Origin of the sequence: Kosakonia sp. SMBL-WEM22, from assembly GCF_014490785.1 — a bacterium.
Taxonomy (GTDB): Bacteria; Pseudomonadota; Gammaproteobacteria; order Enterobacterales; family Enterobacteriaceae; genus Kosakonia.
Window position 1 is genome coordinate 13,378 of the sequence record NZ_CP051488.1, and the last position, 26,258, is coordinate 39,635.

Below are 26,258 nucleotides of genomic sequence, written 5' to 3' on the forward strand. Positions count from 1 at the left end.
ATCAGTGCACCGGCATCGGCGCGGGCGGGATGAGTGAATTAATCGCCTCGTTTTCCCGCTCGCTTTTTTCGACACGAGCTTTCACCGAGTTATCCCGGCGAAAGAGATCCCATGGCACTAATAGCGTGTCGAGAAGGGCGGTAAAGGGCATATCCAGCGCCACCAGCGATTTCATACCGATGCCGGTATCGTCATCGGAAATCATCGACGAACTCGCTTTTGTGCCGGGATAAAGCCCCTCTTTACCGCCCGTATGCGACATCACGCTGGAGCAGCCCGAGACCATCACTCCGCAAACCAGTGCAGAAACTATCAAATGCGTTTTCATCATCGATTAATCATCGTTGTTTATTATCTGAATGCTGTCACGGCGTTTATAGACCTACGCCTGCGAAAACAACAGCATTCGCGCTCCGCTCTGTGGCGGCATTCGCACTTTAACCCTTTGTGCGCTCACCCCCCAGTCTATGCCCTGTCAGAGAAAGTGCAAAAAAAGTCAAAATTTCGCCCTTGAAAAAATTCGCCGCAACCACACTTTATCACTGTAGCCGCAGAACACGCCGCAAGGGTGTTGGGCTATATGGCATGAAGATCGGTCCATTATGGAAGGTCTTATACACTCGCTGATTTCAGGAGCTTTAACTATGCGTAATTTTGATCTCTCTCCGCTTTATCGTTCAGCTATCGGTTTTGACCGCCTGTTTAACCTGCTGGAAAACAACCCGAACCAGAGCAATAACGGTTACCCTCCGTACAACGTTGAGTTAGTGGATGAAAACCACTACCGCATTGCTATCGCCGTGGCCGGCTTCGCCGAAAGCGAGCTGGACATTACTGCCCAGGATAACCTGCTGGTGGTGAAAGGCTCCCACGCGGCTGAACAGAAAGAGCGCTCCTATCTCTACCAGGGTATCGCCGAGCGTAACTTCGAGCGTAAATTCCAGCTGGCAGAGAATATTCAAATCAAAGGCGCCAACCTGGTGAACGGCCTGCTCTATATCGAACTGGAGCGCGTGATCCCGGAAGAGAAAAAACCGCGCCGTATCGAAATTAACTAATTACGTCGGGTCGCTCGCGCGGCCCACTCCGACATGCTCGCCGACAGGGGGCATATGTGAGCCGAAAGCTCGCAGGTATTCACTCGCTTCTTTGAAGGAGAAACACAATGCGTAACTACGATTTATCCCCGCTTCTGCGTCAGTGGATTGGCTTCGACAAACTGGCAAACGCTTTGCAAACTACCAATGTCGATCAGCAGGCGTTCCCGCCCTATAACATCGAAAAGAGCGACGACAACCACTACCGCATTACCCTTGCGCTGGCCGGTTTCCGCCAGCAAGAGCTCGATATTCAGCTGGAAAATGGTCGGCTGACCATTAAAGGCACGCCGGAAAAACCGGCCAACGAGCCGAAGTGGCTCCATCAGGGTCTGGTGATCCAGCCCTTTACTCTGAGCTTTACGCTGGCCGATTTTATGGAGGTCTCCGGCGCAACGTTCGTGAACGGCCTGCTGCATATCGACCTGTTGCGTAATGTGCCTGAAAGCGCCGAACCACAGCGCATTGCCATCAGCTCGCGCCCGGCGTTAAATAGCTAAAACAGCGCATAAAACCGCTAAGCCCTGCTTTCTGAGCAGGGCTTTTTTGTTTCTTTTGCAGGCTGGTATACACTGGAGCCATTGCGGCATTCAGGAGACGGCTATGCTTGGCGAAGAGCTTGAGATTGAAGGACTTATCGGCGTTGGGCGCGCGCAGCTGAGGCTTGAGCCTAACCAGCGGATTTATACCTTTATCGGCCCCAACGGCGTCGGTAAAACCAAAATGCTGGAAGCTATGTTCCAGGTCTTATTTTTTAATAATGAACTGGTAAAAAAATCGCTGACTTCTCATGACTCTGCTTTTTTGTTCTTCAAATCATTCACCACAAATCGGCCTGAAAAAACCATACTTGAAAATCAAGGCAGCTATTCACCGCCATGGCCGGTTGCGCGCAAATTTTTGCCTGGTTTATTAAGTCATCCTCTTCCTGTTGTGTTTCTTGGCGCGCAATCTCGAGGGATGATCATTCAAATAAACGATATTCCAAACATCGCTTTCGGCGGGCTTGAGACACGCAGAAATGTTTATTTCCAGTCTCTGGCGAAACAGATGCAGTTCGATTTCGGCTCCATGAATATGTCAGCCAGCATTCAGGAGTGGTTTATCTCCATCGCCCGCTCCTCTAACCGCTGGCAGAAGAGCGAAGACAACCGTGAAGTCGAGATTTCGACGGTGCTGGGCCTGCTGCATGAAATCGATCAACGCATCGACCCGCACTTCCTGGAAATCAGCGGCGATGATCGGGTGAGCCTGAAAGTTGACGGGCAGGTGAGAGAAATCAGCCAGCTCAGCTCCGGTTTTACCTCCATCCTCAAACTGATTCAGGCGATTGTTTCCGGCTACGGCTATTTCACCAATGAAAACAATATTCAAAAGGTGAAAGGCGTTGTCTTTATCGATGAAATAGAGAGCCACCTGCACCTCTCCTGGCAGGCGAATATCGTGCCGTTGCTCAAGAAGCTGTTTCCTAATACGACCTTTTACATCACCACGCACTCCTCTGTTGTTCTCGCGCAGCTTAAAGAGGGTGAAGCGTATAAACTCTATCGCGACGGTGATGGCGTTGTGAAGACGAAAAAAATCGCCGCGCCGAATAAAGCCGCGCTGGCCGATATCCTGAAAGATGTATTCAGCGTTGATCTAAACCAGATGAAGCTTGAGAACAGCAGCGCCGACGAGCAGCAGGATGCAAAAGCGAACTTATTACGCTTGCTTAACCAGCAGGAGAAAGAGTAATGACACGGAGAGTTTTGCTGGATACCAACCTTCTGATTGCAGCATTTGATAAAAGCGGCAGAACATCTGTGGAAATGAAAACCTCCGCGATAGCTATACTCACTCAGCTACTGGCTGACGATGATGTGGCGCTGTTTATTACACCGTTGATTCGCTATGAAGTATTGCGCGGCGTCAGTTGGTCAAATAAAGCGGACTTTGATGAACTTCAGGCCACCCTGAATGGTTTTCCCGAGCTGGATATTACGCGCGATATCTCTGAACTGTTGGCCAATCTGTTCCGTTTCGATAGTTGGCAAGCGGCCCAACCTGGTGCTGCAGCACGTAACCTGGAGAAACGAAAGTTTGACGTGTTTCATTTCAGTAGCGCGCACTGCAACACCCTTGAGCTCTGCTCCAACGATTCCGATATCGGGCGCATCCGTCTGCTACATCAATCCTATGATTTAGCGGCCAGTAACCTCTGACAACCCCACTGCCTGATGGCGCTTCGCTTATCATGCCTACAGCAGGATGCAATCTAAGGCATCGCCGCCACCCGGCAGATAAGGCTCCGCATGCGGAGCCTTTTTTATTTAGGCCTGCACGCTCTGCAAAAAGCGCTGGCGCCAGGGTTTCAGCACAAAGAAGGCGAGCAGCGCGCAGAGAATATCCAGCGTGATCGCGCAGCCAAACACCAGGTTCCAGCTACCGGTCTGCTGATAGAGAAGCGCCGCCAGCGGGCCACCGAAGATCGAGCCAATTCCCTGCGAGATATAGAGCCAGCCATAATTAGAGGTGGCATGCTGCGTACCGAAGGTATCGGTAAGGGTTGCCGGAAAGAGCGAGAAAATTTCGCCCCAGCCGAAAAAGACCACCCCGGAGAGCAGCACAAACAGCAGCGGATCCTCTTTGCACAACAGCCACAGCGCCATCGCGCACCCTTCCAGACCGAAGGAGACAAACATCATGTTTTCGCGCCCAATGCGATCCGAGATATAGCCGCACACGGGGCGCGTTAAGCCATTCATAAACCGGTCGATGGTCATCGCCAGCGGCAGCGCCGCCATGCCGAGCACCGTGACGGCGGTAATGCCGAAATCGTCGGCGAAAATCGCCATCTGCGAGGTAACCATCAGCCCGGAGGTGGACATCATGGCCATCATCAAAAACATCAGCCAGAAGAGCGGTTTGCGCAGCATCTCTTTTGGCGCGAAGCTCTTCTCGCTCATTTTTAGCGGGCTATCCACCGGCTGCGCGCTGGCGTGCTGCGGCGCGCGTAACCCCTGGCTGGCGATAAAACCGATGGCGGCCATCAGCAGGCCGAACTGCCACAGCGTGCTCTCCAGCCCTTTGGCGGCCAGCGATTGCGTCACCGGGAAAGTGGTGAGGATAGCACCCATACCGTAGCCTGCCGCCACCATCCCTGTGGCAAAGCCGCGTTTTTCGGGGAACCAGCGCACCATTAAACCGACCACGCCAATATAAACAATGCCGGTGCCGAGGCCGCCGATCACGCCGTAACAGAGGTAAAGCCCCGTCAGGCTGCTGATGTTCGCCGTCAGCATCCAGCTTGCGCCGCTCAGCACGGTACCAATGGCAATCAACCGGCGTGGGCCAAACTTATCAATCAGCTTGCCCTGAAAGGGGGAAAAGAAGGTTTGCAGAATAATCAGCAGTGAGAAGGTGAGCTGGATCTCCGCCAGCGGCACGCCCAGCTTGGCCATAAACGGTTTTGCCAGTAGCGCCCAGACATATTGCGGGCTGGAGATAGAGATCATGCACAGTAAGCCCAGCGCCAGTTGCACCCATTTCTTCGACGGGCTCTCTACTACTACGCTGGTTAAGGTTGTATTTGTCATTCTGCCACCCCTGTTGTTAACAAAAACGGAGTGGTGCATTAACCGTGCCATAACCTGCCAGCACACGACTCATCAGGGGATCGTTCGCAGGCACAGGGTTTCTCCTGCGGATAAAGGCCTCAGCTATGCGTTAATTGAGAGCAGCATCACATTCTATGGTGCGCTGCTCGCCACATTAGAGGGCGCAAATAGCCCTGCACTTTGTGCGCCATCGCCCATAAAACCGCCCTCTTCTCTGCCAGAATTAGCCTGATCATCATGGAAAGGGATTCGATCATGAGTGAGATAGCGTTAATGGTTAGCGTGCTGGCGCTGGTAGCAGTGGTCGGGCTGTGGATCGGCAATATCAAAATACGCGGCATCGGCTTGGGTATTGGCGGCGTGTTGTTTGGCGGGATTATTGTTGGGCACATCGCCGATCGGCTGGGAATGACCTTAAGCGGGCCGATGCTGCTGTTCGTGCAGGAGTTCGGCCTGATCCTCTTCGTCTACACCATTGGCATCCAGGTCGGGCCGGGGTTCTTTGCCTCGCTGCGCGTCTCGGGCCTGCGCCTCAACCTCTTCGCCATATTGATTGTGCTGCTCGGCGGCCTGGTGACGGCGATCCTGCATAAACTTTTCGCCATTCCGCTGCCGGTGGTGCTCGGTATCTTCTCCGGCGCGGTGACCAATACGCCCGCCCTTGGCGCCGGGCAGCAGATCCTGCGTGATTTGGGCCTCTCTACCGAGCAGCTGGATGTGATGGGCACCAGCTATGCGATGGCCTACCCATTCGGCATCTGCGGCATTTTACTGAGCATGTGGCTGCTACGGGTGCTGTTTCGCGTCAATGTGGATGAGGAGGCCCGCAAGCACGACACCACCCTCAATAGCGGCGTCTCGCATATTCGCACCATCAATGTTCGGGTGGAAAACAGCAACCTTAACAATATGGCGATTCAGGATGTGCCGCTGCTTAACAGCGACAAAATCATCTGTTCCCGTCTGAAACGGGACGAGCTGCTGATGGTGCCCTCGCCCACCACGGTAATTCAGGCGGGCGATCTGCTGCACCTGGTCGGCCTGCCGCGCGATCTGCATAACGCCCAGTTAGTGATTGGCAAAGAGGTGGAGACCTCGCTCTCGACGCGCGGCACCGATCTGCGCGTTGAGCGGGTGGTGGTGACCAATGAAAAAGTGCTGGGGAAAAAGATCCGCGATCTGCAACTGAAAGAGCGCTACGACGTGGTAATTTCACGCCTTAATCGCGCCGGGGTGGAGCTGGTGGCCAGCTCCGATGCCAGCCTGCAGTTTGGCGATATCCTCAATCTGGTTGGCCGCCCGGCGGCGATTGAGGCGGTAGCCAGCGAAGTGGGCAACGCGCAGCAAAAATTACAGCAGGTGCAGATGCTGCCGGTGTTTATCGGCATCGGCCTCGGTGTGCTGCTCGGCTCGGTGCCGCTGTTCATTCCCGGTTTTCCGGTAGCCTTAAAGCTTGGGCTGGCGGGCGGGCCGCTGATTATGGCACTGATCCTCGGGCGCATCGGCACCCTCGGCAAGCTCTACTGGTTTATGCCGCCGAGCGCCAACCTGGCGCTGCGCGAGCTCGGCATTGTGCTGTTTCTGGCCGTTGTCGGCTTGAAGTCCGGCGGTGATTTCTTTGCCACACTAACTCACGGCGAAGGCGTGACGTGGATGTGCTACGGCATCTTTATTACCGCCATTCCGCTGCTGACCGTCGGCGTGCTGGCGCGGATGCTCGGCAACATGAACTACTTAACCCTCTGCGGTATGCTCGCCGGGTCAATGACCGATCCGCCGGCGCTGGCCTTCGCCAACAATCTGCATGCCACCAGCGGCGCGGCGGCGCTCTCCTATGCGACGGTTTATCCGCTGGTGATGTTTTTGCGCATTATTACCCCGCAGCTGCTGGCGGTGCTATTTTGGGGGCTGGGCCAGGCGTTTTAGCCTGGCGAATGGCCTGCTTTATAAGGAGTATTGATGAAAATCTCCCGCGTTGGCGAAGCGCCCGATTACCGCTTTTCTCTGGCCAACGAACGCACCTTTCTTGCCTGGATCCGCACCGCGCTGGGCTTTCTCGCTGCGGGCGTCGGGCTTGATCAGCTGGCGCCGCAGTTTGCCACGCCACTGATACGCGAAACGCTGGCACTGCTGCTTTGCCTCTTCGCCGGGGCGCTGGCGCTCTATGGTTATCTGCGCTGGTTGCGTAATGAGAAAGCGATGCGCTTAAAAGAGGATCTGCCCTACACCCGCACGCTACTGCTCATCAGCGTGGCGCTGGCGGTGGTCGCCGCGGTGGTAATGGTGCTGGTGTTCTATGCCGGATAGCCGCAAAGCGCGCCGCGCCGTCGATCCCGGTTTGCAGCCGGAGCGCACGTCCCTCGCCTGGCTACGCACGCTGTTCGGCTATGGCGCGTTGATGGCGCTGGCAGTAAAGCATAACTGGCAGCAATCGGGCACGCCGTTCTGGATCTCCCTCGCGCTGCTGGCGCTGGTAGCGGGTATTCTCTGGCGTTACACCCATCTACGGCAGCGAATGGATGTTAACGCCGGTGACTTTGCGCTACCCGGCAGCGTGCGTGATAAGTTGCTTATCGCCCTTGGCGTCTTCTCTCTCGCCCTGCTGTTCGCCGTCACTCATATTCGCCAGTTATGGCTTCTGCTCTGAGTGCGGGAAGAATTTATTACGCTTTGCCGCTACGCGCGCCGGGCAAAAGCATGCTAAATACATGTAATCACCCCCGATTTTCGCAAGGTCAACCGTGTTAAAGCCACTGATTGCTGTTGTTATGTTGCTGGCGGCAACCGCTGTAAATGCCGCCGATACTCCGCTGACGGCGGCGCGTTACGCGCAGCAGTTGGGCGTTGGCATGGATGTTGACTGGGCGCGCACCGAACGCGGTATACGCGAATTTGATCCGCTGGTAGTGCGTGATTTTTACAATGCGGGTATTCGCCATGTGCGTATTCGCGTGGCGGATAATATGACCGAAGCGCGGCTGATCCACCTGCGTAAGCTGGTCGAAGCCTGCGAAGCCTATGGTGTAACGCCGATCATCGCTTATCAGGCTGATGGCTTTAAGGCCGATCCCAACGCCAAAACTGAAGCGCAGCTGGTGGCCTGGTGGAAGACGGTCGGGCAATTTTTTGGTAGCGAGCATCCGACGCTCGGTTTTGATGTCATTTATGAACCCGCCGACAAACTGAACCGCGATCTGCCCGCTTTAAACCGCACTTACGACAACGTGGTGCGCACCCTGCATCAGATTGATGCCCAGCGCATGATCTTCATTGCCCCGCGATTGCGCGCCGCGCCTGAAGATCTCTCATCGCTGCGTCTGCCGGCGCACAGCCAGAACTACCTGTTGGCGGAGTGGCATATCTTTCCGTGGGGGCCGCTGAAAACCAACGGCAAATACCCGTGGACTTCCGGTACGGCGGCAGAAAAAGCGGCGATCCGCGCCCGCATTGCTGCGGCGCTGCGCTGGCAGCAAAAAACCGGTCACGCCAGTTGGGTCGGTGGCTGGGCGGTAGGCGAGTCGATAAAAAATGCACCGACCGCCTCGCAGATGGCTTTCGCCCGCTTTATGGCCTGCGAGCTGAACCGGGCAAAAATCCCGTATGCGATCAATGCCGATACGCAGTTTTATGATGGGGAAGAGGGCGCATGGCGGCCTGCGCCCGCGCCACTGCTAAAAGAGATGATTACGCCAACCTGTGAAAAACCCGACCTGAAGCCGGGCCATCATGAGGTTAAACCGCCGGTTCGTGGTGGCCAGGGCGCGACGCCAGCGGTAGCCAGCACAGCACAATCAGCAGCCCGGCCAGCGTCATCAGCATCCCAAGGCTAAACTGGCTGTTTTGCGGCAGCTGTGCGGAAAGCCACGCCAGCCCGCCGGAGCCCATATTCTGCAGGCCGCCAATCAGCGCGCCCGCCGTGCCTGCCAGGAAGGGGAACGGCTCCATTGCACCGCTGGTCGCCAGCGGGAAGAGCATCCCGGCACCGAAGAAGAAGAGCGCAGCGGGCACCACTAAGGTCCAGATAGTCATCACGCCCAGAATTCCGGGGATCCACATCAGAATACCGGCCAACAGGCAGCTTAACGACGCCTGCCACATCAGCGTGGTGAAGCGTTTATTCTGCCGCCCGGCAAACCACGCGCCGAAAAATGCCGCCGGAATAGGCAGGATAAACAGCACGCTCACCATCATACTGTTCAGCCCCAGCACGCCACCCATCAGCACCCCGGAGCAGGCCTCAAACACCGCAATGCCCGCCAGGCCGCCAATCAGCATCAGCAGATAACAGCTAAACGCACCGTTACCGAGCAGGGTTTTATAGCTGGTGATAAGCCGCGAGCGCGGCGCATCCAACGGGCGCGTTTCCGGCATCCAGCGCGCCATGCTGTAAGTGACAATCACGCACAGCACCAGCAAGAAGATAAAGCAGGCGCGCCAGTTCACCAGCGTATTGATCACGCCGCCAATCAGCGGTGCTAGCAGCGGGCTGACCAGAATCCCCATATTTAACAAGCTATTGGCATGACGAAGCTCGCTGCCCGCGTAGAGGTCGCGCGGTAGGGTACGCGCCATCACGCCGCCGACGCCGGTGCCGACGCCTTGCAGGGCACTGGCAAGGATCAGCACCAGTAAACTGTTAGTGGTGATAGCGATAAGCGTCGCCAGCATGAAAATGGACATGCCCGCGAGGATCACCGGGCGGCGCCCCACTCTGTCGGCCAGCGGGCCGTAAAAGAGCTGCGAGACGCCATAGGTCAGCAAGTAGGCTGCCATCACGCTCTGCACCGCCCCTTTATTTACCGCCAGGTCATGCGCCATATCGGCCATCGCTGGAATATAGATGGTTTGCGCCATCTGGCCGACCGCGACCAGAAGCACCAGCATCAATAACAAATTGACGTTTCTCTGCCTTTTCATATCGATGATTACTTTTAAAAATGGGAAAATTAAAGAATATATAGCTGCAATTCAGCCTGATTTGCGGAGGAATCTACCACAACACGCGAGGTGAGCCACCAGGTGACTGAGTAATTGGCAGAGGCTGCCAGGCAGGATTTCTAAACAATTATCGGCAACTTTTGTTGCCATAATGATCTACGAGAGGCGCAGCAGGATCGCGCCGGCGGCAATACCGCAGGCGGCGACAACGCGCACGCCCGCTACGCGCTCTTTGAGCACAAAACAGGCCAGCAGCGCGCCGAAGAGTATCGAAGTTTCGCGCAGCGCAGCGACTACCGCCAGCGGGGCTTGCGTCATCGCCCATAGCGCCAGGCCATAGGAGCCGAGTGTCCCGATGCCGCCAGGCAGGCCTGATTTCCAGTTAGCGATCAGATAACGGGAAACAGCGTGGCGGCGCGCCACCATCGCCCATAGCAGCAGGCAGAAACCGTTGAGGAAGAAGGTCCAGAGGGTGTACCCGAGCGCCGTACCGGAGAGACGCACGCCGGTGCCATCTACCAGCGTATAGCTGGCGATAAAACAGGCGTTAAGCAGCGCCAGCCAGATCCCGGTGCGCGACTGGCTGCGCCCGTTGAATGCCATGCCGAGAATGGACAGGCAGATCACCGCAATCCCGCCCCACGCTAGCGCGCTCAGGGCATCACCGAGAAACAGCACGCTGACTAGCGCCACCAGCAGCGGCGCGGTACCGCGCATCAGCGGGTAGGTCTGGCTCATCTCGGAGACCTGGTAGGTTTTGGCGACCAGCACGGTATAAATCACCTGCAACGCGCAGGAGAGCGCGAGATACGGCGCGCTGGCAAGCGCAGGCTGGGGAGAAAAAGGGAGTAGTACCAGCGCGATCAGCGCAGCGAAGCCGCTCACGGCAATGGCGGAGTAGAGCTTGTCGCTGCCCGCTTTGACGATGGCATTCCAGCTGGCGTGGAGCAGCGCGGCGAAGAGCAGTATGCAGAAAACCGAAAGCGTCATGGCGACCTGCGCACGGGAAATGTCACCAAAATGTAACATGACCGGCGCAAGGCGCGCCAGAACGCGAATGTGAAAGGGGGGCGGTTGCCCACCCCCCTTTGGTGCGACTTGAACCTGAGTTAACGAACAAACTTCAGGACTGCTTCAAGTAGTTGCAACAAGGCAACAATGAGTTTCAGGATCAGGATAACCATCTCCGTCTGGCCCATACGCATCTCCTCAGGTAAAGGAGCACCGGCTGACTTACCTTTCCGCTGCCTGTTATCAGCCGTGTTGTTGGCGTAACGCAGTGTGCTCTCAAGGGGTTAAGGCGCTGACGGCACCACCCGTTTCAGCCAGGACTTAGCGCGCCGTAGTTGCGGCCCCCACACAGATGCGCAACATCAGTATATGCGAGCACTGTATTTATATACAGTAATTATTGGTTGTTTTTGCGACGTTGAACCATACTTAATGCGGATGATTACGCCTGGAAATTGCGCAATCAGACGATATAGCGTATAGTTCCGCTGTTGACGTAACGCAGTGTGATTGCGGTCACCAGCCGCAAAAGCTGCAAAAAAAACCTCGCTCCGGCGGGGTTTTTTGTTTTCATCGCCACACTAAGAAATGTGATCAATGGCCCACTTCGCTGCCGGTGCGTAAAAAGCAGTTGTCGGCGAATCATTCCTGTGTTTGTATAAATCTCGTTAAGACAAAACGATTGTTCACACAACAACAGGTCCCCCATGAACGCTGCCACTAAACCGATGAACCTACTAAAAACCGCGCACAACGCCGCGGTGGTCGTCGTGCGTGTGGTGGTGGTCGTCGGCAATGCGCCGTAGGGTCCGGAACAACACACGATTCCAAAACCCCGCCGGCGCAAACCGGGCGGGGTTTCTAGTTTTATCCCTCCCGGAAAGTCGGCCCAGAATAAGAAGGACTGGAGCATGGCAAGTTCGGAAAGTACGCCTCAATCCACGCGCTACACTGGCGCACAGCTGATTGTTCATTTACTCGAGCGACAGGGCATCACCACCGTTACCGGCATTCCGGGCGGCACCGTGCTGCCGCTCTATGACGCGCTGAGTCAAAGCACACAGATTCGCCACATCCTGGCACGCCACGAACAGGGAGCCGGTTTTATCGCCCAGGGGATGGCGCGCACGCAGGGCAAACCGGCGGTCTGTCTCGCCTGTAGCGGGCCGGGAGCAACCAACCTGGTCACCGCCATCGCCGACGCGCGCCTCGACTCCATTCCGCTGGTCTGCATTACCGGCCAGGTGCCTGCTTCAATGATCGGCACTGACGCGTTTCAGGAAGTGGACACTTACGGCATCTCTATCCCCATCACCAAACACAACTATCTGGTCCGCGACATTGCCGAACTGCCGCAGGTGATCAGCGATGCGTTTCGCATTGCGCAGTCTGGCCGCCCTGGCCCGGTGTGGATAGATATTCCTAAAGATGTGCAGACTGCGGAGATCATCTTAAGCGAGCTGCCGGAACCGGGCGTTAAAGCCCCGGCCCCAGCGTGGAATGCGCAGGAAGTTCGTGCCGCAGCGGAGATGATCAACGCCGCGCAGCGCCCGGTGCTCTACCTGGGCGGCGGAGTAATCAACGCGCCGCAGCAAATTCGCCTGCTGGCGGAGAAAGCCAGCCTGCCGACCACCATGACGCTGATGGCGCTCGGTATGCTGCCAAAACACCACCCGCTCTCCCTCGGCATGCTCGGCATGCACGGCGCGCGCAGCACCAACTTTATTCTGCAAGAGGCGGATCTGTTGATTGTGCTGGGCGCACGTTTTGATGACCGGGCGATTGGCAAAACCGAGCAGTTCTGCCCGAACGCGAAGATTATTCATGTCGATATCGACCGCGCCGAGCTGGGGAAAGTGAAGCAGGCACATGTCGCGATCCAGGGCGATGTCGGTGAAGTATTGGATGTATTGATCCCGCAGATTGAGGCGAACGCGCGCCACGCCTGGCGCAACACCGTCGAACAGCTGCAAGCGGAGTTCCCTTCCTCCATTGCGCAGAACAGCGATCCCTTAAGCCACTATGGGCTGATTAACGCGGTGGCAGCCTGCGTTGATGATGAGGCGATTATCACCACCGACGTCGGACAGCATCAGATGTGGACGGCGCAGGCCTATCCGCTCAACCGCCCACGCCAGTGGCTCACCTCCGGCGGCCTCGGTACTATGGGCTTTGGCCTGCCGACGGCGATCGGCGCGGCGCTGGCGAACCCGGAGCGGAAGGTGATCTGCTTCTCCGGCGACGGCAGCCTGATGATGAATATTCAGGAGATGGCGACGGCGGCGGAGAACAATCTCGATGTCAAAATCATCCTGATGAATAACGAGGCGCTGGGGCTGGTGCATCAGCAGCAGAGCCTGTTCTATAAATCCGGCGTCTTTGCCGCCACCTATCCAGGCATGATTAACTTTATGCAGATTGCCGCCGGGTTTGGCCTCCATACCTGCGATTTAAACGCCGCCGCCGATCCGCAGGCCGCGTTGCAGGAGATTATTGACCGCCCAGGCCCTGCGCTGGTGCATGTGCGCATCGATCCACAACAGAAAGTCTACCCGATGGTGCCGCCGGGCGCGGCGAATACAGAAATGGTGGGGGAATAAGCCATGCAGAGCAGTGATAACGTCATTCTTGAACTCACCGTGCGTAACCACCCGGGCGTAATGACCCACGTCTGCGGGCTATTTGCCCGGCGGGCATTCAACGTGGAGGGCATTCTCTGTTTACCGCTCCAAAACGGCGAGCAGAGCCGCATCTGGCTTCAGGTCGCCAACGATCAGCGCCTCGAGCAGATGATAAGCCAGATCGACAAGCTGGAAGATGTGGTGAACATCATCCGTCATCAGAGCGATCCCGGCGTGTTCAACAAGCTGGGGCTCTTTTTTGAGTAAGCGCTAAAGCGGCACGCCGCCCGTTAAGGCGGCGCGCTACACGCTATTTTTTGCGCGGCAGCGGAGTGCTGAGGTAGTAGCGCGACTTCTTATTGGTTCTCACGCCGAAGACCACCAGCGCTGCGATAAACAGAATATAACCGATATAAGACATTACTCATCCTCCAGTATGCCAAGCTTGCCCAGGAGTTCCACTTGCCACTCGGGTGCCCTTTTTCTATCCCGCTTCGCCAGGAAGCGAACCACTAAAAAGTTAACGTAGCGCGATTCGAAGAACTGCTGCATTTTTTGGTAGTGCTCGTCTGGCCAAAGCTCGATGGCATAGTTGATCCAGCGGATAAACAGCCAGACATTTTTACGCATACCGCCGCGCTGGTTCAGCACGCCAAACGCGTAGAGATAGGCGATATAGGCTCGCTTCTCCTCTTCAACACGCGCCTCAAGCAGCACCTCCGCACACACTTTTTCCACCGCCAGCCGCTGATGCTCCGCATCAGGGGACCAGAAGAGCGCGCAGGCATAATCATAATGCGCCAGCGCGTGGCCGCGGCGAGTCGCCTCCTCTAACAACGTCAGGCGCTCCGGCAGCGTAGCACTCTCGTTTTGCGCTTCCAGAATGCGGCTTTTACGGAACAGCGCTTCCGGCGAGCGGTTCTGGCAGGCGCGATCAAGCATTGCAGCCGCCGTCTCTGCGGAGGGGGTAATCAGCAAGTTGGTCGCCGCAACCGGAGCCAGGCCACTGTGAATATCGCTTAACAGCAGCAGAGCGGGGATCACGTCATGTTCGGCGAGCAGGGTTAAAAACGCCTGCGCCTGCGCTTTCTGCTGGAAGAAGCAGAGACGGTTGAGCAGCACGTTCAGCTTGTCCGGCCCGATGCGATCCTTTGTCTGCTTCAGGCGCACAAGCCACGGCTCCGCCGGACCAGGAAGATGCACACCTTCCAGCGTCTGCAAACGCAAATAGGCGCTTAGCAGCAGCTCGGTGTCGTTTTCGCAGCGCGCGCCGGTCAGCGCGATATAGCGCGGGAAGAGCCCCTTCTCATCTTGCAGCGCGTACTCTTTATGGCACAGCACCGACAGCAGCCAGAAGAGTAATGCCCCTTCCTGGGCAAACAGCAAGCGGACTGAACCGTGGTTGAGCATAAACTCAATACTTTCATAAATGCGCCGTGCGAAAAGCGGGCTATGGGCGTAGAAAGTGTAATCGTCGTCCAGCAGGAAATGGACGTAGGTGTCCAGGCAGGTGAGGTGCAGCGCCGCCTTATCTTCCGGCTCCATCGGCAGGGCCAGCATCTGCTGGAACTCCTCATCGAATGCGCCGATCGCTTTGCCGCTGTGCTTATCGGGCCAGTGCTCGGGATTACCGAGCTTATCCAGCCACTTCACGCTGTAGAGTTTGTTGCGCTTAAGCTCCGGCAGCACGGTGCAGTAGTTACTGGCTAAAAAGTTATCGATGGCGAGATGCTCATCATCGCCATACCAGCGCGGGTAGAGGTAATAGATAAACTGCTCGCGCACCGGCATGCTTTGTGGGTCGCACTCAAGCGCGCGGTTGAGCCAGTAAAGCGGCGGCATCTCCGCTTCCTGCTCATCGGCGACGGGCAGACCGGTGTAAATCGGCTCACTGGAGAGCGGTAAACCGCCTTTTTCGCGGGCGAAGGCCAGCGCCGCGTCTGAATAAGCGTTCAGATCGAGCGCTATCGGCTGATGCGGCTCCTCGAACCACGCGGGTTGATTAAAGTGCCCGCTCGCCGTCAGCAGTAAATAATAGAGCCAGGACGTCTGGTTATTCAGGGAGATCGCTTTTGCCGCCCAGTAAAACAGCAGATCGCTGCTGATGCGGGCGCGGCTCCACTGGGTTGCGGTCACCCGGTCTGCGTAATGGCCGCCGCGCGCGTCACCAGCAATGTTAAGCCAGCGCTGCGCCAACATCGCACAGGGATAGTGGGCCTGCGGCTGCTGCTGATGCCAGGCAGTCAGTAGCTCAACAATCTTCTTCTCGCTAAACAGCTGCGGGGTAAAGAGAAAGGTGTACTGGCTGATGATGGGAAAAAACGCATCATCGCGATCCTGCTGCCAGCGGGCCTCGGCGGCCGCATAGTAGCGGGTAAGGGCTTCAAACTCCCCGGCCTGCATCAAATCGCGCAGCTGCTGGCGGACAGAAAAAATCTCATCCAGTGAAATCATGGTGCCTCATAAGGGAGATGTAAGAAAAATGTTGCCCATTGTCCAGAAAAAAGCGGCAGGAACAAACCCCTGATTTAGGTGTTTGAGCGCACTTAGCGCTGTTAGTCGACGCCGTTTTGCCCGTATGATGAGCCTCTTTTCGCTGCGGGAGAACGTATGATCTGGTTGATGCTGGCCACGCTGGTGGTGGTCTTTGTGATTGGTTTTCGGGTGTTAACCTCCGATTCCCGCCGTGCGATCCGCCGTCTTACCGATCGGCTGAATATTCAACCCGTGCCGGTGGAGTCGATGATTGATCAGATGGGCAAAACCGCAGGCAACGAATTTCTGCGCTACTTAGCGCGTCCCGATGAGGCGCACCTGCAAAACGCGGCGCAGCTGCTGCTGATCTGGCAGGTGGCGATTGTCGATAGCGGTGAGCAAAATTTTCACTACTGGCACCGTCTGATGCAGAAAGCGCGGCTTGCGGCACCGATTACCGATGCGCAATTACGCCTGGTGCTCGGCTTTCTGCGTGAAATCGATCCGGATAAAGCCGAACTGAGCAATTTCCAGATGCGCTATAACGCGCTCTTCGCCCCGCAAGAGGGTGTCTACTGGCTGCAGTGAGAGTTGCTGAATTGTTAATTGCGTCACACTTTATGAATGTTACACTGCGCGACTTTCACGTTTAACAATTAAGCAGGTAATCAATGAGTGAGCAAAGTATGGCGCAATCTTCAGCCGATCCGGTCACGCGGCCGAACTGGTCCGCCGTTTTCGCCGTGGCCTTCTGTGTAGCATGCTTGATCACCGTTGAGTTTCTGCCGGTCAGCCTGCTGACGCCAATGGCGTTGGATCTGGGTGTCTCCGAAGGGCTTGCCGGGCAAACCGTCACCGTGACCGCCTTTGTGGCGATGTTCGCCAGCCTCTTTATCACCAGCATCATTCGCACCACCGACCGCCGCTATGTGGTCTTCGCCTTTGCGCTGCTGCTGACCCTCTCCTGCCTGCTGGTCTCGTTTGCCACCAGTTTTACCCTGCTGTTAATCGGGCGTGCCTGTCTTGGGCTGGCGCTCGGCGGCTTCTGGGCGATGTCCGCCTCGCTGACCATGCGTTTAGTGCCGATGCGCACGGTGCCGAAAGCGCTGTCGGTTATCTTTGGCGCGGTGTCGATTGCGCTGGTGATTGCCGCGCCGCTGGGCAGTTTTCTTGGCGGGATTATCGGCTGGCGTAACGTCTTTAACGGCGCAGCGCTGATGGGCGTGGCCTGCATTATCTGGGTGTGGATGGCGCTGCCGTCGCTGCCCGGGCAGACCGAGCAGCATCAGAATATGTTTGGCCTGCTGAAACGCCCCGGCGTTACGGCGGGGATGCTGGCGATTTTTATGGTTTTCGCCGGGCAGTTCTCCTTCTTTACCTACATTCGCCCGGTCTATACGACCCTCGCCGGATTCAGTGTTGATGGGCTGACGCTGGTGCTGCTCAGTTTCGGTATCGCCAGCTTTGTCGGTACCTCGTTCTCGTCGGTGGTGATGAAGCGCTCGGTGAAAATGACGCTGGCCCTTGCGCCGCTGACGCTGGCGATAAGCGCGCTGGTGCTGATTTTGTGGGGCAACGATAAGGTCGTGGCGGCAGGAATTGCCATTGTCTGGGGGCTGGGCTTCGCCCTGATTCCGGTGGGCTGGTCAACGTGGATCACCCGTACCCTTGCCGACCAGGCAGAGAAGGCTGGTTCAATTCAGGTGGCGGTTATTCAATTGGCGAATACCTGCGGCGCGGCGATTGGCGGTTTCGCCCTCGATCATTACGGACTGCTCTCGCCGTTAATGCTCTCCGGCGGCCTGATGCTGCTCACCGCGCTGCTGGTGGCGGCCAAAGTGAAGGTCAAATCAGCCTAAACGCCGCTTTATGCCGGGTGGCGCTGCGCTTACCCGGCCTACGGTTCCTGCCTGATGCACTACTTCGTAGGCCCGATAAGGCGCAGCCGCCATCGGGCAATGTGCCGGGCGGTGCTTCGCTTACCCGGCCTACGGCTTCTGCCTGATGCACTATTGCGTAGGCCCGATAAGGCGCAGCCGCCATCGGGCATTGTGCCGGGTGGCGCTGCGCTTACCCGGCCTACGGTTCCTGCCTGATGCACTACTTCGTAGGCCCGATAAGGCGCAGCCGCCATCGGGCATTGTGCCGGGTGGCGCTGCGCTTACCCGGCCTACGGCTTCTGCCTGATGCACTATTGCGTAGGCCCGATAAGGCGCAGCCGCCATCGGGCATTGTGCCGGGTGGCGCTGCGCTTACCCGGCCTACGGTTCCTGCCTGATGCACTATTGCGTATGCCCGATAAGGCGCAGCCGCCATCGGGCAATGTGCCGGGCGGTGCTTCGCTTACCCGGCCTACGGCTTCTGCCTGATGCACTATTGCGTAGGCCCGATAAGGCGCAGCCGCCATCGGGCAATGTGCCGGGCGGTGCTTCGCTTACCCGGCCTACGGTGCCTGCCTGATGCACTACTTCGTAGGCCCGATAAGGCGCAGCCGCCATCGGGCAATGTGCCGGGTGGTGCTTCGCTTACCCGGCCTACGGCTTCTGCCTGATGCACTATTGCGTAGGCCCGATAAGGCGCAGCCGCCATCGGGCAATATGCCGGGCGGTGCTTCGCTTACCCGGCCTACGGCTTCTGCCTGATGCACTATTGCGTAGGCCCGATAAGGCGCAGCCGCCATCGGGCAATGTGCCGGGCGGTGCTTCGCTTACCCGGCCTACGGCTTCTGCCTGATGCACTACTGCGTAGGCCCGATAAGGCGCAGCCGCCATCGGGCATTGTGCCGGGTGGCGCTGCGCTTACCCGGCCTACGGTTCCTGCCTGATGCACTACTTCGTAGGCCCGATAAGGCGCAGCCGCCATCGGGCATTGTGCCGGGTGGCGCTGCGCTTACCCGGCCTACGGTGCCTGCCTGATGCACTACTTCGTAGGCCCGATAAGGCGCAGCCGCCATCGGGCAATATGCCGGGCGGTGCTTCGCTTACCCGGCCTACGGCTTCTGCCTGATGCACTATTGCGTATGCCCGATAAGGCGCAGCCGCCATCGGGCAATGTGCCGGGTGGCGCTGCGCTTACCCGGCCTACGGCTTCTGCCTGATGCACTATTGCGTAGGCCCGATAAGGCGCAGCCGCCATCGGGCAATGTGCCGGGTGGCGCTGCGCTTACCCGGCCTACGGCTTCTGCCTGATGCACTATTGCGTAGGCCCGATAAGGCGCAGCCGCCATCGGGCAATATGCCGATATTTGTTATGCGGCGCGCACCCTGCGGCGTGAATCCAGCGCGATAAGCAACACCGACGAGACAATCAGCAGCGTGCCGAGCCAGTCCGGCAGCGTAAAGACCACGCCGAGCAGCGCTACCGATAGCAGGGCACTGCTGAGCGGTTCGGCGCAGCTTAAAATGCTCGCTTTCGAGCCGCCAATCATCTGCGCCCCCTTCAGATAGAGGCTGAACGTCACCGCCGTGCCAATCACCACCAGATAGAAAAAGGCGATCAACAGCGCGCCGTCGATCACAAAGTCACTCCCCTGCCCGGCATAGAACGGCGTCAGCATTAACCCTGCCAGCAACATACTCCAGCCGACAATCGGCAGCGTGCCGTAGCGGGCAATCAGCGCCGAAGGGTAAGTAGTGTAAAACGCGGCGGAAAAGGCGGAAATAATCCCCCATACCAGCGCGCCGGAGGAGATAGAGAGTGAGGTGAGATTGCCGTGCGTCACCAGCAGGAAGGTGCCGATTAACGAGGTCATGATCGCCGCTGAGACCAGCAGCGTCGGCCGCGCTTTGCGTACCAGCGCAAACCACGCGACGATAATCGTCGGCGAGAGGAATTGCAGCACCGTGGCGGTGGCGGCGTTGGATTTCTCGATGGTCACCAGGAAGCTCAGTTGCACCACCATCGCACCAAACAGCGAGAAGAAGAGCAGGCTCAGCGCGTCTTTACGGTTTTTCAGAATGGTAAAAATCTTGTCGCCGTGGAAAAACGACAGCGTAAGCAGGATCACACCGGTAAACAGCAGGCGCGTCATGGTTAACCACTGCGCAGAGATGGTGCTCTTCTCCATAATAAACTGCGCGCATACGCCGGAACTGCCCCACAACACTGCCGCTGCGAGCACGCAGAGCATCCCTTTTTTCATCGAACTCATCGCTAACCCGTTGATAACTTATTAACAGGTCAAGAAGCATAACACAGGCCCGGGCGGGAACCGGAGGCGGCTTGAGGGGAACCGCCCCCGGGTTGTCACCTTACCACCAGGCTTCCCACATCGCGCCGATGTTGAGCGAGTCGAGGGAGGTATCGTTGGTGCCGTTGACGCGTGCGGTGCGTTTGTTATCCACTTCGCCGCCGGTCACGTAGAAGCGCAGCATCGGGCGGAACTCCGGCCCCATCGCAATAGAGATATTCTGCGATAGCGTAGCTTTCCAGCCGTGGTTGTCGCCGCCATCATCATAATCCACGCGCTGGTAGCCCAGCTCCAGCCAGGTTGAGTGCACATCGTTCCACCAGTGCATCGGGCGAACAATTGCACCGTAGTTGCGGCGGTTGTCCGACTGTATGCTGCTGTTGTCGTAATCATGGAAGGCGAGCAGGTAATCCACCTGAGTTTGCTGGGTGAATTTATAGGTCCCTTCAAAGCTGGTGTAGATGGTTTTCAGATCGTCGGTTTTGTTAAAGACGCTGTTGTCCGAGTTATCGGAGTAGCGGGCGATCAGCTTGTTGATGCCGCTGTCGTAGGTATGGCTCAGCACCGCGCCGCCCTGCCAGGCGTGCAGGCGCTCGTCGCGATCCACCGCTTTCGAGTCAAAGCCGTAGTTGGCATAAATCTCCAGATCGAGCGGGCCGACTTTCATGCCGTGCACTTTGGAGGTGACCGCATAGTTGCCTTTATCGCCAACGTTAGAGCTGCCGGTACAGGTGATGCGCGACGGATTAGATTCATCCTCCAGCACTTCCGGGCTACAGGATTCGATGGAGCCAACGGCGGCAACGTCAAACTGCACGCCGCCAATGTCGAAGTTTTTCACCCCCGCGCCCTGGCCATCGTGGTTCATCCAGAAGTAGTCGTTGATTCCCTGTTGTGGACGCTGGTGGAAATCACGCCCCGCCCAGAAGTAGGCGTTAGGGTTGGAGGCCAGCAGATTAGTCACGCCAGCGTAGGCTTTTTTCAGGTTAACTTCATCGCCCCAGTGATCGAACATCACGTTGATGTCCCAGATCGCGCCGTTATCGCCTTTGAACGCTTTCGAAAGCTGGAATTCGCCGCCGTTGCCTTCGTTGCCAAGACGACCAATTGCCGACGCGCCGTTGTAGGAGCCGTCAACGCCGACATATTTCTGATCGCCGGACTGGTAGTGCGCGCCATAGCGGGCATAACCGGTAAATTTCACGCCGTAAGGGATCGCCATATCGGGCGTTTGCGCCGCGCTTTGCGGCTCAACCACCACATCGGCTTTTTTATTCATCGCGGCGTCCATTTTCGCCTGGCGTTCCGCCAGCGCTTTATCCACCGCTTTTGCGACAATGGCGTCAATTTGCTCTTGCGTAAACTCCTGGGCGAGGGCGGAACCAGAGCAAAGTGTAGCCGCAACCGCCAGCGCCACTGGAAGTTTTTTATTTATCTTCATGGTTATCTCAATATAGTAAGTTGTTCTCAGACAATAACCTTCCGCTCCGTTACAGAGAGGAATATTGCCATCATCAAAACAGACTGCTTTATTTTATTAAGTTGGGTACAGACGTATTAAGATTTACCGTAATCACTTCTCCATTCAGTTACGCTGATAAAGCTGAACGATCTCCTCAGATAATTCACGAGCTAATAACGACGTCATTAAATGGTCCTGCGCATGCACCATAATTAAGGTCATCGGCTGGCGGCCTTCGCCAGCATCCTGTTCGATTAATTTGGTTTGCATCTGGTGCGCCTGGCGCGCATAGCCATCGGCCTCTTTCAACAGCAGTTTCGCTTCATCAATGTTGCCTTCGCGCGCGGAGCGCAGGGCTTCAAAGCAGAGGCTGCGCGACTGCCCGGCGTTGACGATAATCTCCATTACCGCCTCTTCAAGTGCGACCATAATTTTCAATCCTGAGTAGTGAAACCATTATTCTCAGCGGTGGTGGCAAACCACTCTCCGCTTTTTTTAACGGTGCGTTGTTGGGTGTCGAGATCTAATTGCACAAAACCGTAGCGGTTTTTATAGGCATTACACCACGACCAGTTATCAATAAAGGTCCACATATGGTAGCCAAGACAGTTGCTGCCTTCGCTAATCCCTTTATGCAGCCAGATAAGGTGATCGCGAACGAAATTAATTCGGTAGCTATCGTTTATTTGGCCATTTTCAATAAACCGCTGTTCATTCTCGACACCCATACCGTTTTCAGAAATAAAACAGCGCGGGTTACCGTAATTAATGCGCAGGTTGGTGAGAATATCGTAAATACCCGGTTCATAAATTTCCCACCCGCGATAAGGATTCATTTTACGGCCCGGCATATCGTAATAATCAAACAACCACTCCGGCATAAACGGTGATTCGGGATTGACCGCGCTCTCCCGGCACTTTACCCGCCGCGGCTGGTAATAGTTGATGCCGAGTAGATCGATCTTCCCTTCTGCGATCAGCGCAATATCCTCCGGCTGGCAGGCGGGCAGCTGATTGTGCTCTTTCAGCAGCGCCACCAGGTCAGCGGGATACTCGCCACGCAGTACCGGGTCGAGAAAACTGCGGTTAAACAGTAAGTCAGCGTAGTGCGCCGCTTTCACATCCGCCGGGTGCTGCGAACGCGGATAGGAGGGCGTCAGGTTGAGCACAATGCCAATCTCACCGGGATGATGCCCGGCGCGAAAGGCGCGCACCGCGCTGGCGTGAGCCAGCACCGTGTTGTAGGCCACCGTGGCCGCACGTTTAAAATCGACCACGTTCGGGTAGTGGAAATCGTAAAGATACCCGCCTTCCACCGGCACAATCGGCTCGTTGAAGGTGAACCAGTGATGCACGCGATCGCCGAACAGCTCAAAGCAGATCTGTGCATAGCGGCTGAAGGCGTCGACCACCTCGCGGCTCTCCCAGCCGCCTTTCTCCTGCATCACCATCGGCATATCGAAGTGGAACAGGGTAATAAACGGCGTAATACCCTGCGCCAGCAGTTCGTCAATCACGCTGTTATAAAACGCTACCGCCTGCGGGTTCACCTCGCCGGTACCATCCGGGATAAGGCGCGCCCAGCTCAGCGAGGTGCGAAAGCTGTTGTGCTTAAGCTGTTTGAGCAGGGCGATATCCTGCCGCCAGTGGCGGTAGAAAGTCGAGGTCTGCTGCGGCCCCACCTGCTGATGAAAACGCCACGGCTGACGGGCAAACCAGGCATCCCACGTGGTGGCACTTTTGCCGCCCTGTTCGCTTTCCCCTTCGGTTTGCAGTGCAGAGCAGGCGCTGCCCCACCAGAAGTTTGCGGGAAATTGATATTTCATTACCGGCTCCTTTTAATTACTGCTGACGGTTTCCGCCATCGGGGCGCTGCTCTGCGCGGCTTTTTCCTCTTCTGCTTTCATCAGCGAGTGCTCGTAAGCGCGCAGGAAAGGCAGATACATCAGGGCGGACATCACCATACAGACCAGGCACATCACCAGCGGGCTAAGGGCCCAGTTTGCCGCCCATGAAGCACCGATTGGCGCAGGCGTTGTCCACGGCGTCAGGGAGACCACCTGTGCCAGCAGCCCCATTTTGGTGGCGGTCCAGGCGAGTACGGCATTAATCAGCGGAACGCAGACAAACGGCACAAACAGCATCGGGTTCATGATGATCGGCGCGCCAAAGAGAATCGGTTCGTTGATGTTAAAGAAGCTCGGCACCACACCCATTTTGCCAATGGTACGCAGATGCGTAACGCGGCTGCGCAGCAGCAGGAAGGCCAGCGGCAGCGTGGAGCCGACGCCGCCAATCAGCAGATAGTGATCCCAGAAGCCCTGCAGATAGACGTGCGGCAACGCTGCGCCCGCCGCCAGAGCGGCCTGGTTCGCGGAGAGGTTGGCCATCCAGAACGGGTTCATGATGCCGGTGACAATCAGCGAGCCGTGGATGCCGGCGAACCAGAAAATCTGGCACAGCAGCACAGAGAGCAGCACCGCAGGCAGCGAGTCGGAAGCAGATACCAGCGGCTCCAGCAGGTGCATAATCGCCTGCGGCATAATCATGCCGGTTTGCGCTTCGATAAAGAGGTTGAGCGGGTGCAGCGTGGCGATAATCACCAACACCGGAATGAGGATCTCAAACGAGCGGGCGACGCCGGTCGGGACCTCTTTCGGTAGGCGAATCGTGATTTTGTGCTGCTTCAGCCAGGCATAAACCCGTGACGAGTAGATCGAGGTGATCAGCGCAGTAAAGATGCCCTGGCCCGAGAGATACTGCGTCGAGATGGTGCCATCTTTGTAAGGCGCGGCAACCAGCAGAAAGGCCATAAACGCCAGCAGGCCGGTCATCACCGGGTCGAGATTAAACTGGCGACCGAGACTGGCACCAATACCGACAGAGATAAAAAAGGTCATCACCCCCATGCTGAGGTTAAACGGCAACATCAGCTGTTCGCGGTATTCGGTGGAGAAATCGAGCCACGCGCGGGCGAAGCCGACGGTGGTATCCGCTGAAAAGGGCGGGAAGATAAACACCAGCATAAACGAGCCGATGATCATAAACGGCAGCGCGGCGGTAAAGCCGTCGCGAATGGCGATAACGTACTTTTGCTGACCCAGGCGACCGGCCAGCGGCGTGATGCTTTGTTCAATCACCGTAATCATGGATTGGTAGAGGGAACGCATAAGAACACCTTTTAATGTGCCGCTTCAATCAGCGACAGAGCATAGTCCAGTACCTCGTCGCCACGTTGCATGCCGTAATCCATCGGGTTGATGGGTTGAACCGGAATGCCCTGGGCGGCGGCCTTTTCTGCCAGTGTTTTTAACATGTATTTAACTTGTGGACCGAGAAGCACGACCTGGTAGCGCGGGAACTGCAAATCAAACTCCGCTACGCCGTACGCGTCGATCTCAACCGGAATATCGCGGGCTTTCGCCGCCTCTTCCATTTTTCTGACCAGCAGACTGGTGGACATACCGGCTGAGCAACACAACATGATCCTGAACATCGTTAACCGTCCTCGAAGTGTAAAAAGTTATTGCGGAGACGATTGGATATCATATGGAAACCGGTTTCCATGAATTCGCCGTAGAAGTGTGATAGCTATCAATATCTGTAAATAATAAGGCTGAGTTATTGGATTTCCGTCACGAAATTGCGCCTTTTTAATAAGCGAAACGACGCAAATGGAAAATCGGTTTCCATGAAAAAAAGAAACGGCTATACTCGCGATGGTTATAGATTAGCCATTGCAGTGTCTGTTTTTTTGCGGGCGCGCCTTGCGCCAGCCAGGGGAGAAAGATGTCTACAATCAACGATGTATCACGTTTAGCTGGGGTGTCGAAAGCCACAGTCTCACGGGTGTTGAGCGGTTCGCGCGGCGTTAAGGAAGCCAGCCGCCTCGCAGTACTGAAAGCGGTCGACGAGCTGAACTATCGGCCCAATGTTATCGCCCAGTCGCTGCTCAGCCAGTCGACAGGCTGCATCGGTGTGATCTGCGCGCAAGAGAATGTTAACCAGACCACCGGTTACCTCTACGCGCTGGAGAAGCATCTCAGCCAGAGCCAGAAACACCTGCTGCTCCGCTTCGCTAACACCCAGGCAGAGGTGATGAGCGCGCTGGACGAGCTCACCTGCGGGCTGTGTGACGATGTGCTGATCATTGGCGCCCGTTTTCCGCTATCCATTGATGACGAGAATGTGATCCTCGTAGATTGCGTCGAGTCTGCCGATACCACCCTCAATAGCATTCAGTTCGATCGCGCTTTTGCCGCCGAAACCGCCTGTAATTACCTGACAAGCCAGGGCCGCCGTCAGATCGCGCTTATTCATCCGCATAATGCCGCCGCCGAACAGGTGCTGCACGGTTATAAGCTGGCACTGGAAAACAATTTCCTACCCTTTAACCGCAACCTGGTCTTTATGGATGACACCTCATCATCCGTGGCGCTGCAGGTGCTGCTGAACAACGCCACCACGCTTAATTTCAACGCCCTACTGGTTGCCGATGAGCAGGAAGCGCAGCGTGTGATCCCTCAGTTACAGGCGTTTAATAAATCGGTACCGGAAGATATTATGGTCTTTAGCCTTGCCGGCTCGCTGCATCTGCCGGGTATTCCGACAATACCGGCGATTGAATATTCAATGGATGCGATGGCAGCGCGTATTGTGTCGTGGCTTAATGAGAAAACGCAGAGCGTATTAGGGACATATCGTGTCCGCGGGGATTTAATTATTCCGGATGTCAGAAAGCGCTAAATAACAGGCCTCCAGCGGGAGGCTTTTTAATGTTATATCGAATAAGAATACTCTTTCCGGCGGTTAACCTCTCCCAAACTCTCCTTTCACTATTGAAATATAAAATTAAATAAACAAATC

25 protein-coding genes and 1 other annotated feature are annotated in these 26,258 nt (G+C 56.6%); of the genes, 14 read left to right on the top strand and 11 right to left on the bottom strand.

Features of this window, described 5'->3' with window-relative positions; genetic code table 11:
• Position 1 precedes the first annotated feature (1 nt).
• A complete protein-coding gene (locus HF650_RS00060) occupies positions 2–331 on the bottom strand; it encodes a YceK/YidQ family lipoprotein (protein ID WP_187800685.1) in 330 nt (109 codons plus the stop codon).
• Between the two features lie 248 nt (positions 332–579).
• Positions 580–651 (top strand) — a sequence feature (ROSE (Repression Of Heat Shock gene Expression) occurs in the 5'-region of heat shock genes and acts as an RNA thermometer to modulate expression.).
• Here HF650_RS00060 and ibpA point away from each other — a divergent pair.
• From ibpA to HF650_RS00080, 4 genes are all read left to right on the top strand, one after another.
• The gene (gene ibpA / locus HF650_RS00065; protein ID WP_042715112.1) at positions 645–1,058 is read left to right on the top strand and encodes a small heat shock chaperone IbpA; all 414 of its coding nucleotides are present in this window, start codon (positions 645–647) and stop codon (positions 1,056–1,058) included. Its footprint overlaps the feature before it by 7 nt.
• A 107-nt stretch (positions 1,059–1,165) precedes the next feature.
• Positions 1,166–1,597, top strand: a complete 432-nt coding sequence (ibpB, locus tag HF650_RS00070; RefSeq protein ID WP_042715111.1) for a small heat shock chaperone IbpB — start codon at positions 1,166–1,168, stop codon at positions 1,595–1,597.
• Positions 1,598–1,700: 103 nt separating this feature from the next.
• Positions 1,701–2,834, top strand: coding sequence for an AAA family ATPase (locus HF650_RS25035; RefSeq protein ID WP_223284236.1), 1,134 nt, complete (start codon positions 1,701–1,703; stop codon positions 2,832–2,834).
• Positions 2,835–2,848: 14 nt separating this feature from the next.
• Positions 2,849–3,301, top strand: a complete 453-nt coding sequence (locus tag HF650_RS00080) for a PIN domain-containing protein (RefSeq protein ID WP_249118855.1) — start codon at positions 2,849–2,851, stop codon at positions 3,299–3,301.
• A 108-nt stretch (positions 3,302–3,409) separates the two neighbouring features.
• Here the strand turns inward: HF650_RS00080 and oxlT are convergent, their stop codons facing one another.
• Positions 3,410–4,675, bottom strand: coding sequence for an oxalate/formate MFS antiporter (gene oxlT / locus HF650_RS00085; protein WP_187800687.1), 1,266 nt, complete (start codon positions 4,673–4,675; stop codon positions 3,410–3,412).
• A 276-nt stretch (positions 4,676–4,951) separates the two neighbouring features.
• Between oxlT and HF650_RS00090 the strand changes: the two genes are divergently transcribed.
• From HF650_RS00090 to HF650_RS00105, 4 genes are all read left to right on the top strand, one after another.
• Positions 4,952–6,622 (top strand): putative transporter, encoded by a 1,671-nt coding sequence (locus HF650_RS00090; protein WP_187800688.1) that lies wholly within the window; start codon positions 4,952–4,954, stop codon positions 6,620–6,622.
• Positions 6,623–6,655: 33 nt separating this feature from the next.
• The gene (locus HF650_RS00095; RefSeq protein WP_187800689.1) at positions 6,656–7,003 is read left to right on the top strand and encodes a DUF202 domain-containing protein; all 348 of its coding nucleotides are present in this window, start codon (positions 6,656–6,658) and stop codon (positions 7,001–7,003) included.
• A complete protein-coding gene (locus HF650_RS00100; RefSeq protein ID WP_187800690.1) occupies positions 6,993–7,343 on the top strand; it encodes a DUF202 domain-containing protein in 351 nt (116 codons plus the stop codon). Before HF650_RS00095 ends, HF650_RS00100 begins: the two co-directional genes overlap by 11 nt.
• 94 nt (positions 7,344–7,437) lie before the next feature.
• Positions 7,438–8,526, top strand: coding sequence for a cellulase family glycosylhydrolase (locus tag HF650_RS00105; protein ID WP_187800691.1), 1,089 nt, complete (start codon positions 7,438–7,440; stop codon positions 8,524–8,526).
• On the opposite strand, the gene emrD is transcribed toward HF650_RS00105, so the two are convergent.
• Both emrD and HF650_RS00115 read right to left on the bottom strand, forming a co-directional pair.
• Positions 8,429–9,613 (bottom strand): multidrug efflux MFS transporter EmrD, encoded by a 1,185-nt coding sequence (gene emrD, locus HF650_RS00110; protein ID WP_187800692.1) that lies wholly within the window; start codon positions 9,611–9,613, stop codon positions 8,429–8,431. The genes HF650_RS00105 and emrD overlap by 98 nt on opposite strands.
• A gap of 177 nt (positions 9,614–9,790) precedes the next feature.
• Positions 9,791–10,624 (bottom strand): DMT family transporter, encoded by an 834-nt coding sequence (locus HF650_RS00115; RefSeq protein WP_187802557.1) that lies wholly within the window; start codon positions 10,622–10,624, stop codon positions 9,791–9,793.
• 728 nt (positions 10,625–11,352) lie between these two features.
• On the opposite strand from HF650_RS00115, the gene ivbL reads away from it, so the two are divergent.
• The 3 genes from ivbL (at position 11,353) to ilvN (ending at position 13,533) form a co-directional block, all read left to right on the top strand.
• On the top strand, positions 11,353–11,451 hold the full coding sequence (ivbL, locus tag HF650_RS00125) for an ilvB operon leader peptide IvbL (RefSeq protein WP_124966939.1): 99 nt from the start codon (positions 11,353–11,355) through the stop codon (positions 11,449–11,451).
• Positions 11,452–11,556: 105 nt separating this feature from the next.
• A complete protein-coding gene (ilvB, locus tag HF650_RS00130; RefSeq protein ID WP_187800693.1) occupies positions 11,557–13,245 on the top strand; it encodes an acetolactate synthase large subunit in 1,689 nt (562 codons plus the stop codon).
• Between the two features lie 3 nt (positions 13,246–13,248).
• Positions 13,249–13,533, top strand: a complete 285-nt coding sequence (gene ilvN / locus HF650_RS00135) for an acetolactate synthase small subunit (RefSeq protein WP_187800694.1) — start codon at positions 13,249–13,251, stop codon at positions 13,531–13,533.
• A gap of 153 nt (positions 13,534–13,686) precedes the next feature.
• Here the strand turns inward: ilvN and HF650_RS00140 are convergent, their stop codons facing one another.
• Positions 13,687–15,720, bottom strand: coding sequence for a DUF4034 domain-containing protein (locus HF650_RS00140; RefSeq protein WP_187800695.1), 2,034 nt, complete (start codon positions 15,718–15,720; stop codon positions 13,687–13,689).
• Positions 15,721–15,876: 156 nt separating this feature from the next.
• Here HF650_RS00140 and HF650_RS00145 point away from each other — a divergent pair, with 156 nt between their 5' ends.
• Both HF650_RS00145 and nepI read left to right on the top strand, forming a co-directional pair.
• The gene (locus HF650_RS00145) at positions 15,877–16,329 is read left to right on the top strand and encodes a DUF1198 domain-containing protein (protein ID WP_187800696.1); all 453 of its coding nucleotides are present in this window, start codon (positions 15,877–15,879) and stop codon (positions 16,327–16,329) included.
• A gap of 83 nt (positions 16,330–16,412) precedes the next feature.
• On the top strand, positions 16,413–17,600 hold the full coding sequence (nepI, locus tag HF650_RS00150; protein ID WP_187800697.1) for a purine ribonucleoside efflux pump NepI: 1,188 nt from the start codon (positions 16,413–16,415) through the stop codon (positions 17,598–17,600).
• A 1,388-nt stretch (positions 17,601–18,988) separates the two neighbouring features.
• On the opposite strand, the gene HF650_RS00155 is transcribed toward nepI, so the two are convergent.
• The 6 genes from HF650_RS00155 to HF650_RS00180 form a co-directional block, all read right to left on the bottom strand.
• Positions 18,989–19,891, bottom strand: coding sequence for an EamA family transporter (locus HF650_RS00155; protein ID WP_187800698.1), 903 nt, complete (start codon positions 19,889–19,891; stop codon positions 18,989–18,991).
• Positions 19,892–19,991: 100 nt separating this feature from the next.
• Positions 19,992–21,371: a carbohydrate porin gene (locus HF650_RS00160; protein ID WP_187800699.1), complete on the bottom strand. Its 1,380-nt coding sequence runs from the start codon at positions 21,369–21,371 to the stop codon at positions 19,992–19,994.
• Between the two features lie 144 nt (positions 21,372–21,515).
• Complete coding sequence (locus tag HF650_RS00165) at positions 21,516–21,821, bottom strand: PTS lactose/cellobiose transporter subunit IIA (RefSeq protein ID WP_094422682.1); 306 nt, start codon at positions 21,819–21,821, stop codon at positions 21,516–21,518.
• A gap of 5 nt (positions 21,822–21,826) precedes the next feature.
• Positions 21,827–23,218, bottom strand: coding sequence for a glycoside hydrolase family 1 protein (locus HF650_RS00170; protein WP_187800700.1), 1,392 nt, complete (start codon positions 23,216–23,218; stop codon positions 21,827–21,829).
• A 12-nt stretch (positions 23,219–23,230) separates the two neighbouring features.
• Complete coding sequence (locus tag HF650_RS00175) at positions 23,231–24,562, bottom strand: PTS transporter subunit EIIC (RefSeq protein ID WP_187800701.1); 1,332 nt, start codon at positions 24,560–24,562, stop codon at positions 23,231–23,233.
• 11 nt (positions 24,563–24,573) lie between these two features.
• Positions 24,574–24,888 (bottom strand): PTS sugar transporter subunit IIB, encoded by a 315-nt coding sequence (locus tag HF650_RS00180; RefSeq protein WP_042715075.1) that lies wholly within the window; start codon positions 24,886–24,888, stop codon positions 24,574–24,576.
• Positions 24,889–25,181: 293 nt separating this feature from the next.
• On the opposite strand from HF650_RS00180, the gene HF650_RS00185 reads away from it, so the two are divergent.
• Positions 25,182–26,138, top strand: coding sequence for a LacI family DNA-binding transcriptional regulator (locus HF650_RS00185; RefSeq protein ID WP_187800702.1), 957 nt, complete (start codon positions 25,182–25,184; stop codon positions 26,136–26,138).
• Positions 26,139–26,258 lie beyond the last annotated feature (120 nt).

Excerpts from the sequence above, each read along its gene's own strand:
- HF650_RS00060 (WP_187800685.1), bottom strand. The coding sequence starts at position 331 with ATGATGAAAACGCATTTGATAGTTTCTGCACTGGTTTGCGGAGTGATG.
- ibpA (WP_042715112.1), top strand. The coding sequence starts at position 645 with ATGCGTAATTTTGATCTCTCTCCGCTTTATCGTTCAGCTATCGGTTTT.
- ibpB (WP_042715111.1), top strand. The coding sequence starts at position 1,166 with ATGCGTAACTACGATTTATCCCCGCTTCTGCGTCAGTGGATTGGCTTC.
- HF650_RS25035 (WP_223284236.1), top strand. The coding sequence starts at position 1,701 with ATGCTTGGCGAAGAGCTTGAGATTGAAGGACTTATCGGCGTTGGGCGC.
- oxlT (WP_187800687.1), bottom strand. The coding sequence starts at position 4,675 with ATGACAAATACAACCTTAACCAGCGTAGTAGTAGAGAGCCCGTCGAAG.
- HF650_RS00090 (WP_187800688.1), top strand. The coding sequence starts at position 4,952 with ATGAGTGAGATAGCGTTAATGGTTAGCGTGCTGGCGCTGGTAGCAGTG.
- HF650_RS00095 (WP_187800689.1), top strand. The coding sequence starts at position 6,656 with ATGAAAATCTCCCGCGTTGGCGAAGCGCCCGATTACCGCTTTTCTCTG.
- HF650_RS00100 (WP_187800690.1), top strand. The coding sequence starts at position 6,993 with ATGCCGGATAGCCGCAAAGCGCGCCGCGCCGTCGATCCCGGTTTGCAG.
- emrD (WP_187800692.1), bottom strand. The coding sequence starts at position 9,613 with ATGAAAAGGCAGAGAAACGTCAATTTGTTATTGATGCTGGTGCTTCTG.
- HF650_RS00115 (WP_187802557.1), bottom strand. The coding sequence starts at position 10,624 with ATGACGCTTTCGGTTTTCTGCATACTGCTCTTCGCCGCGCTGCTCCAC.
- ivbL (WP_124966939.1), top strand. The coding sequence starts at position 11,353 with ATGAACGCTGCCACTAAACCGATGAACCTACTAAAAACCGCGCACAAC.
- ilvB (WP_187800693.1), top strand. The coding sequence starts at position 11,557 with ATGGCAAGTTCGGAAAGTACGCCTCAATCCACGCGCTACACTGGCGCA.
- ilvN (WP_187800694.1), top strand. The coding sequence starts at position 13,249 with ATGCAGAGCAGTGATAACGTCATTCTTGAACTCACCGTGCGTAACCAC.
- HF650_RS00140 (WP_187800695.1), bottom strand. The coding sequence starts at position 15,720 with ATGATTTCACTGGATGAGATTTTTTCTGTCCGCCAGCAGCTGCGCGAT.
- HF650_RS00145 (WP_187800696.1), top strand. The coding sequence starts at position 15,877 with ATGATCTGGTTGATGCTGGCCACGCTGGTGGTGGTCTTTGTGATTGGT.
- nepI (WP_187800697.1), top strand. The coding sequence starts at position 16,413 with ATGAGTGAGCAAAGTATGGCGCAATCTTCAGCCGATCCGGTCACGCGG.
- HF650_RS00155 (WP_187800698.1), bottom strand. The coding sequence starts at position 19,891 with ATGAGTTCGATGAAAAAAGGGATGCTCTGCGTGCTCGCAGCGGCAGTG.
- HF650_RS00160 (WP_187800699.1), bottom strand. The coding sequence starts at position 21,371 with ATGAAGATAAATAAAAAACTTCCAGTGGCGCTGGCGGTTGCGGCTACA.
- HF650_RS00165 (WP_094422682.1), bottom strand. The coding sequence starts at position 21,821 with ATGGTCGCACTTGAAGAGGCGGTAATGGAGATTATCGTCAACGCCGGG.
- HF650_RS00170 (WP_187800700.1), bottom strand. The coding sequence starts at position 23,218 with ATGAAATATCAATTTCCCGCAAACTTCTGGTGGGGCAGCGCCTGCTCT.
- HF650_RS00175 (WP_187800701.1), bottom strand. The coding sequence starts at position 24,562 with ATGCGTTCCCTCTACCAATCCATGATTACGGTGATTGAACAAAGCATC.
- HF650_RS00180 (WP_042715075.1), bottom strand. The coding sequence starts at position 24,888 with ATGTTCAGGATCATGTTGTGTTGCTCAGCCGGTATGTCCACCAGTCTG.
- HF650_RS00185 (WP_187800702.1), top strand. The coding sequence starts at position 25,182 with ATGTCTACAATCAACGATGTATCACGTTTAGCTGGGGTGTCGAAAGCC.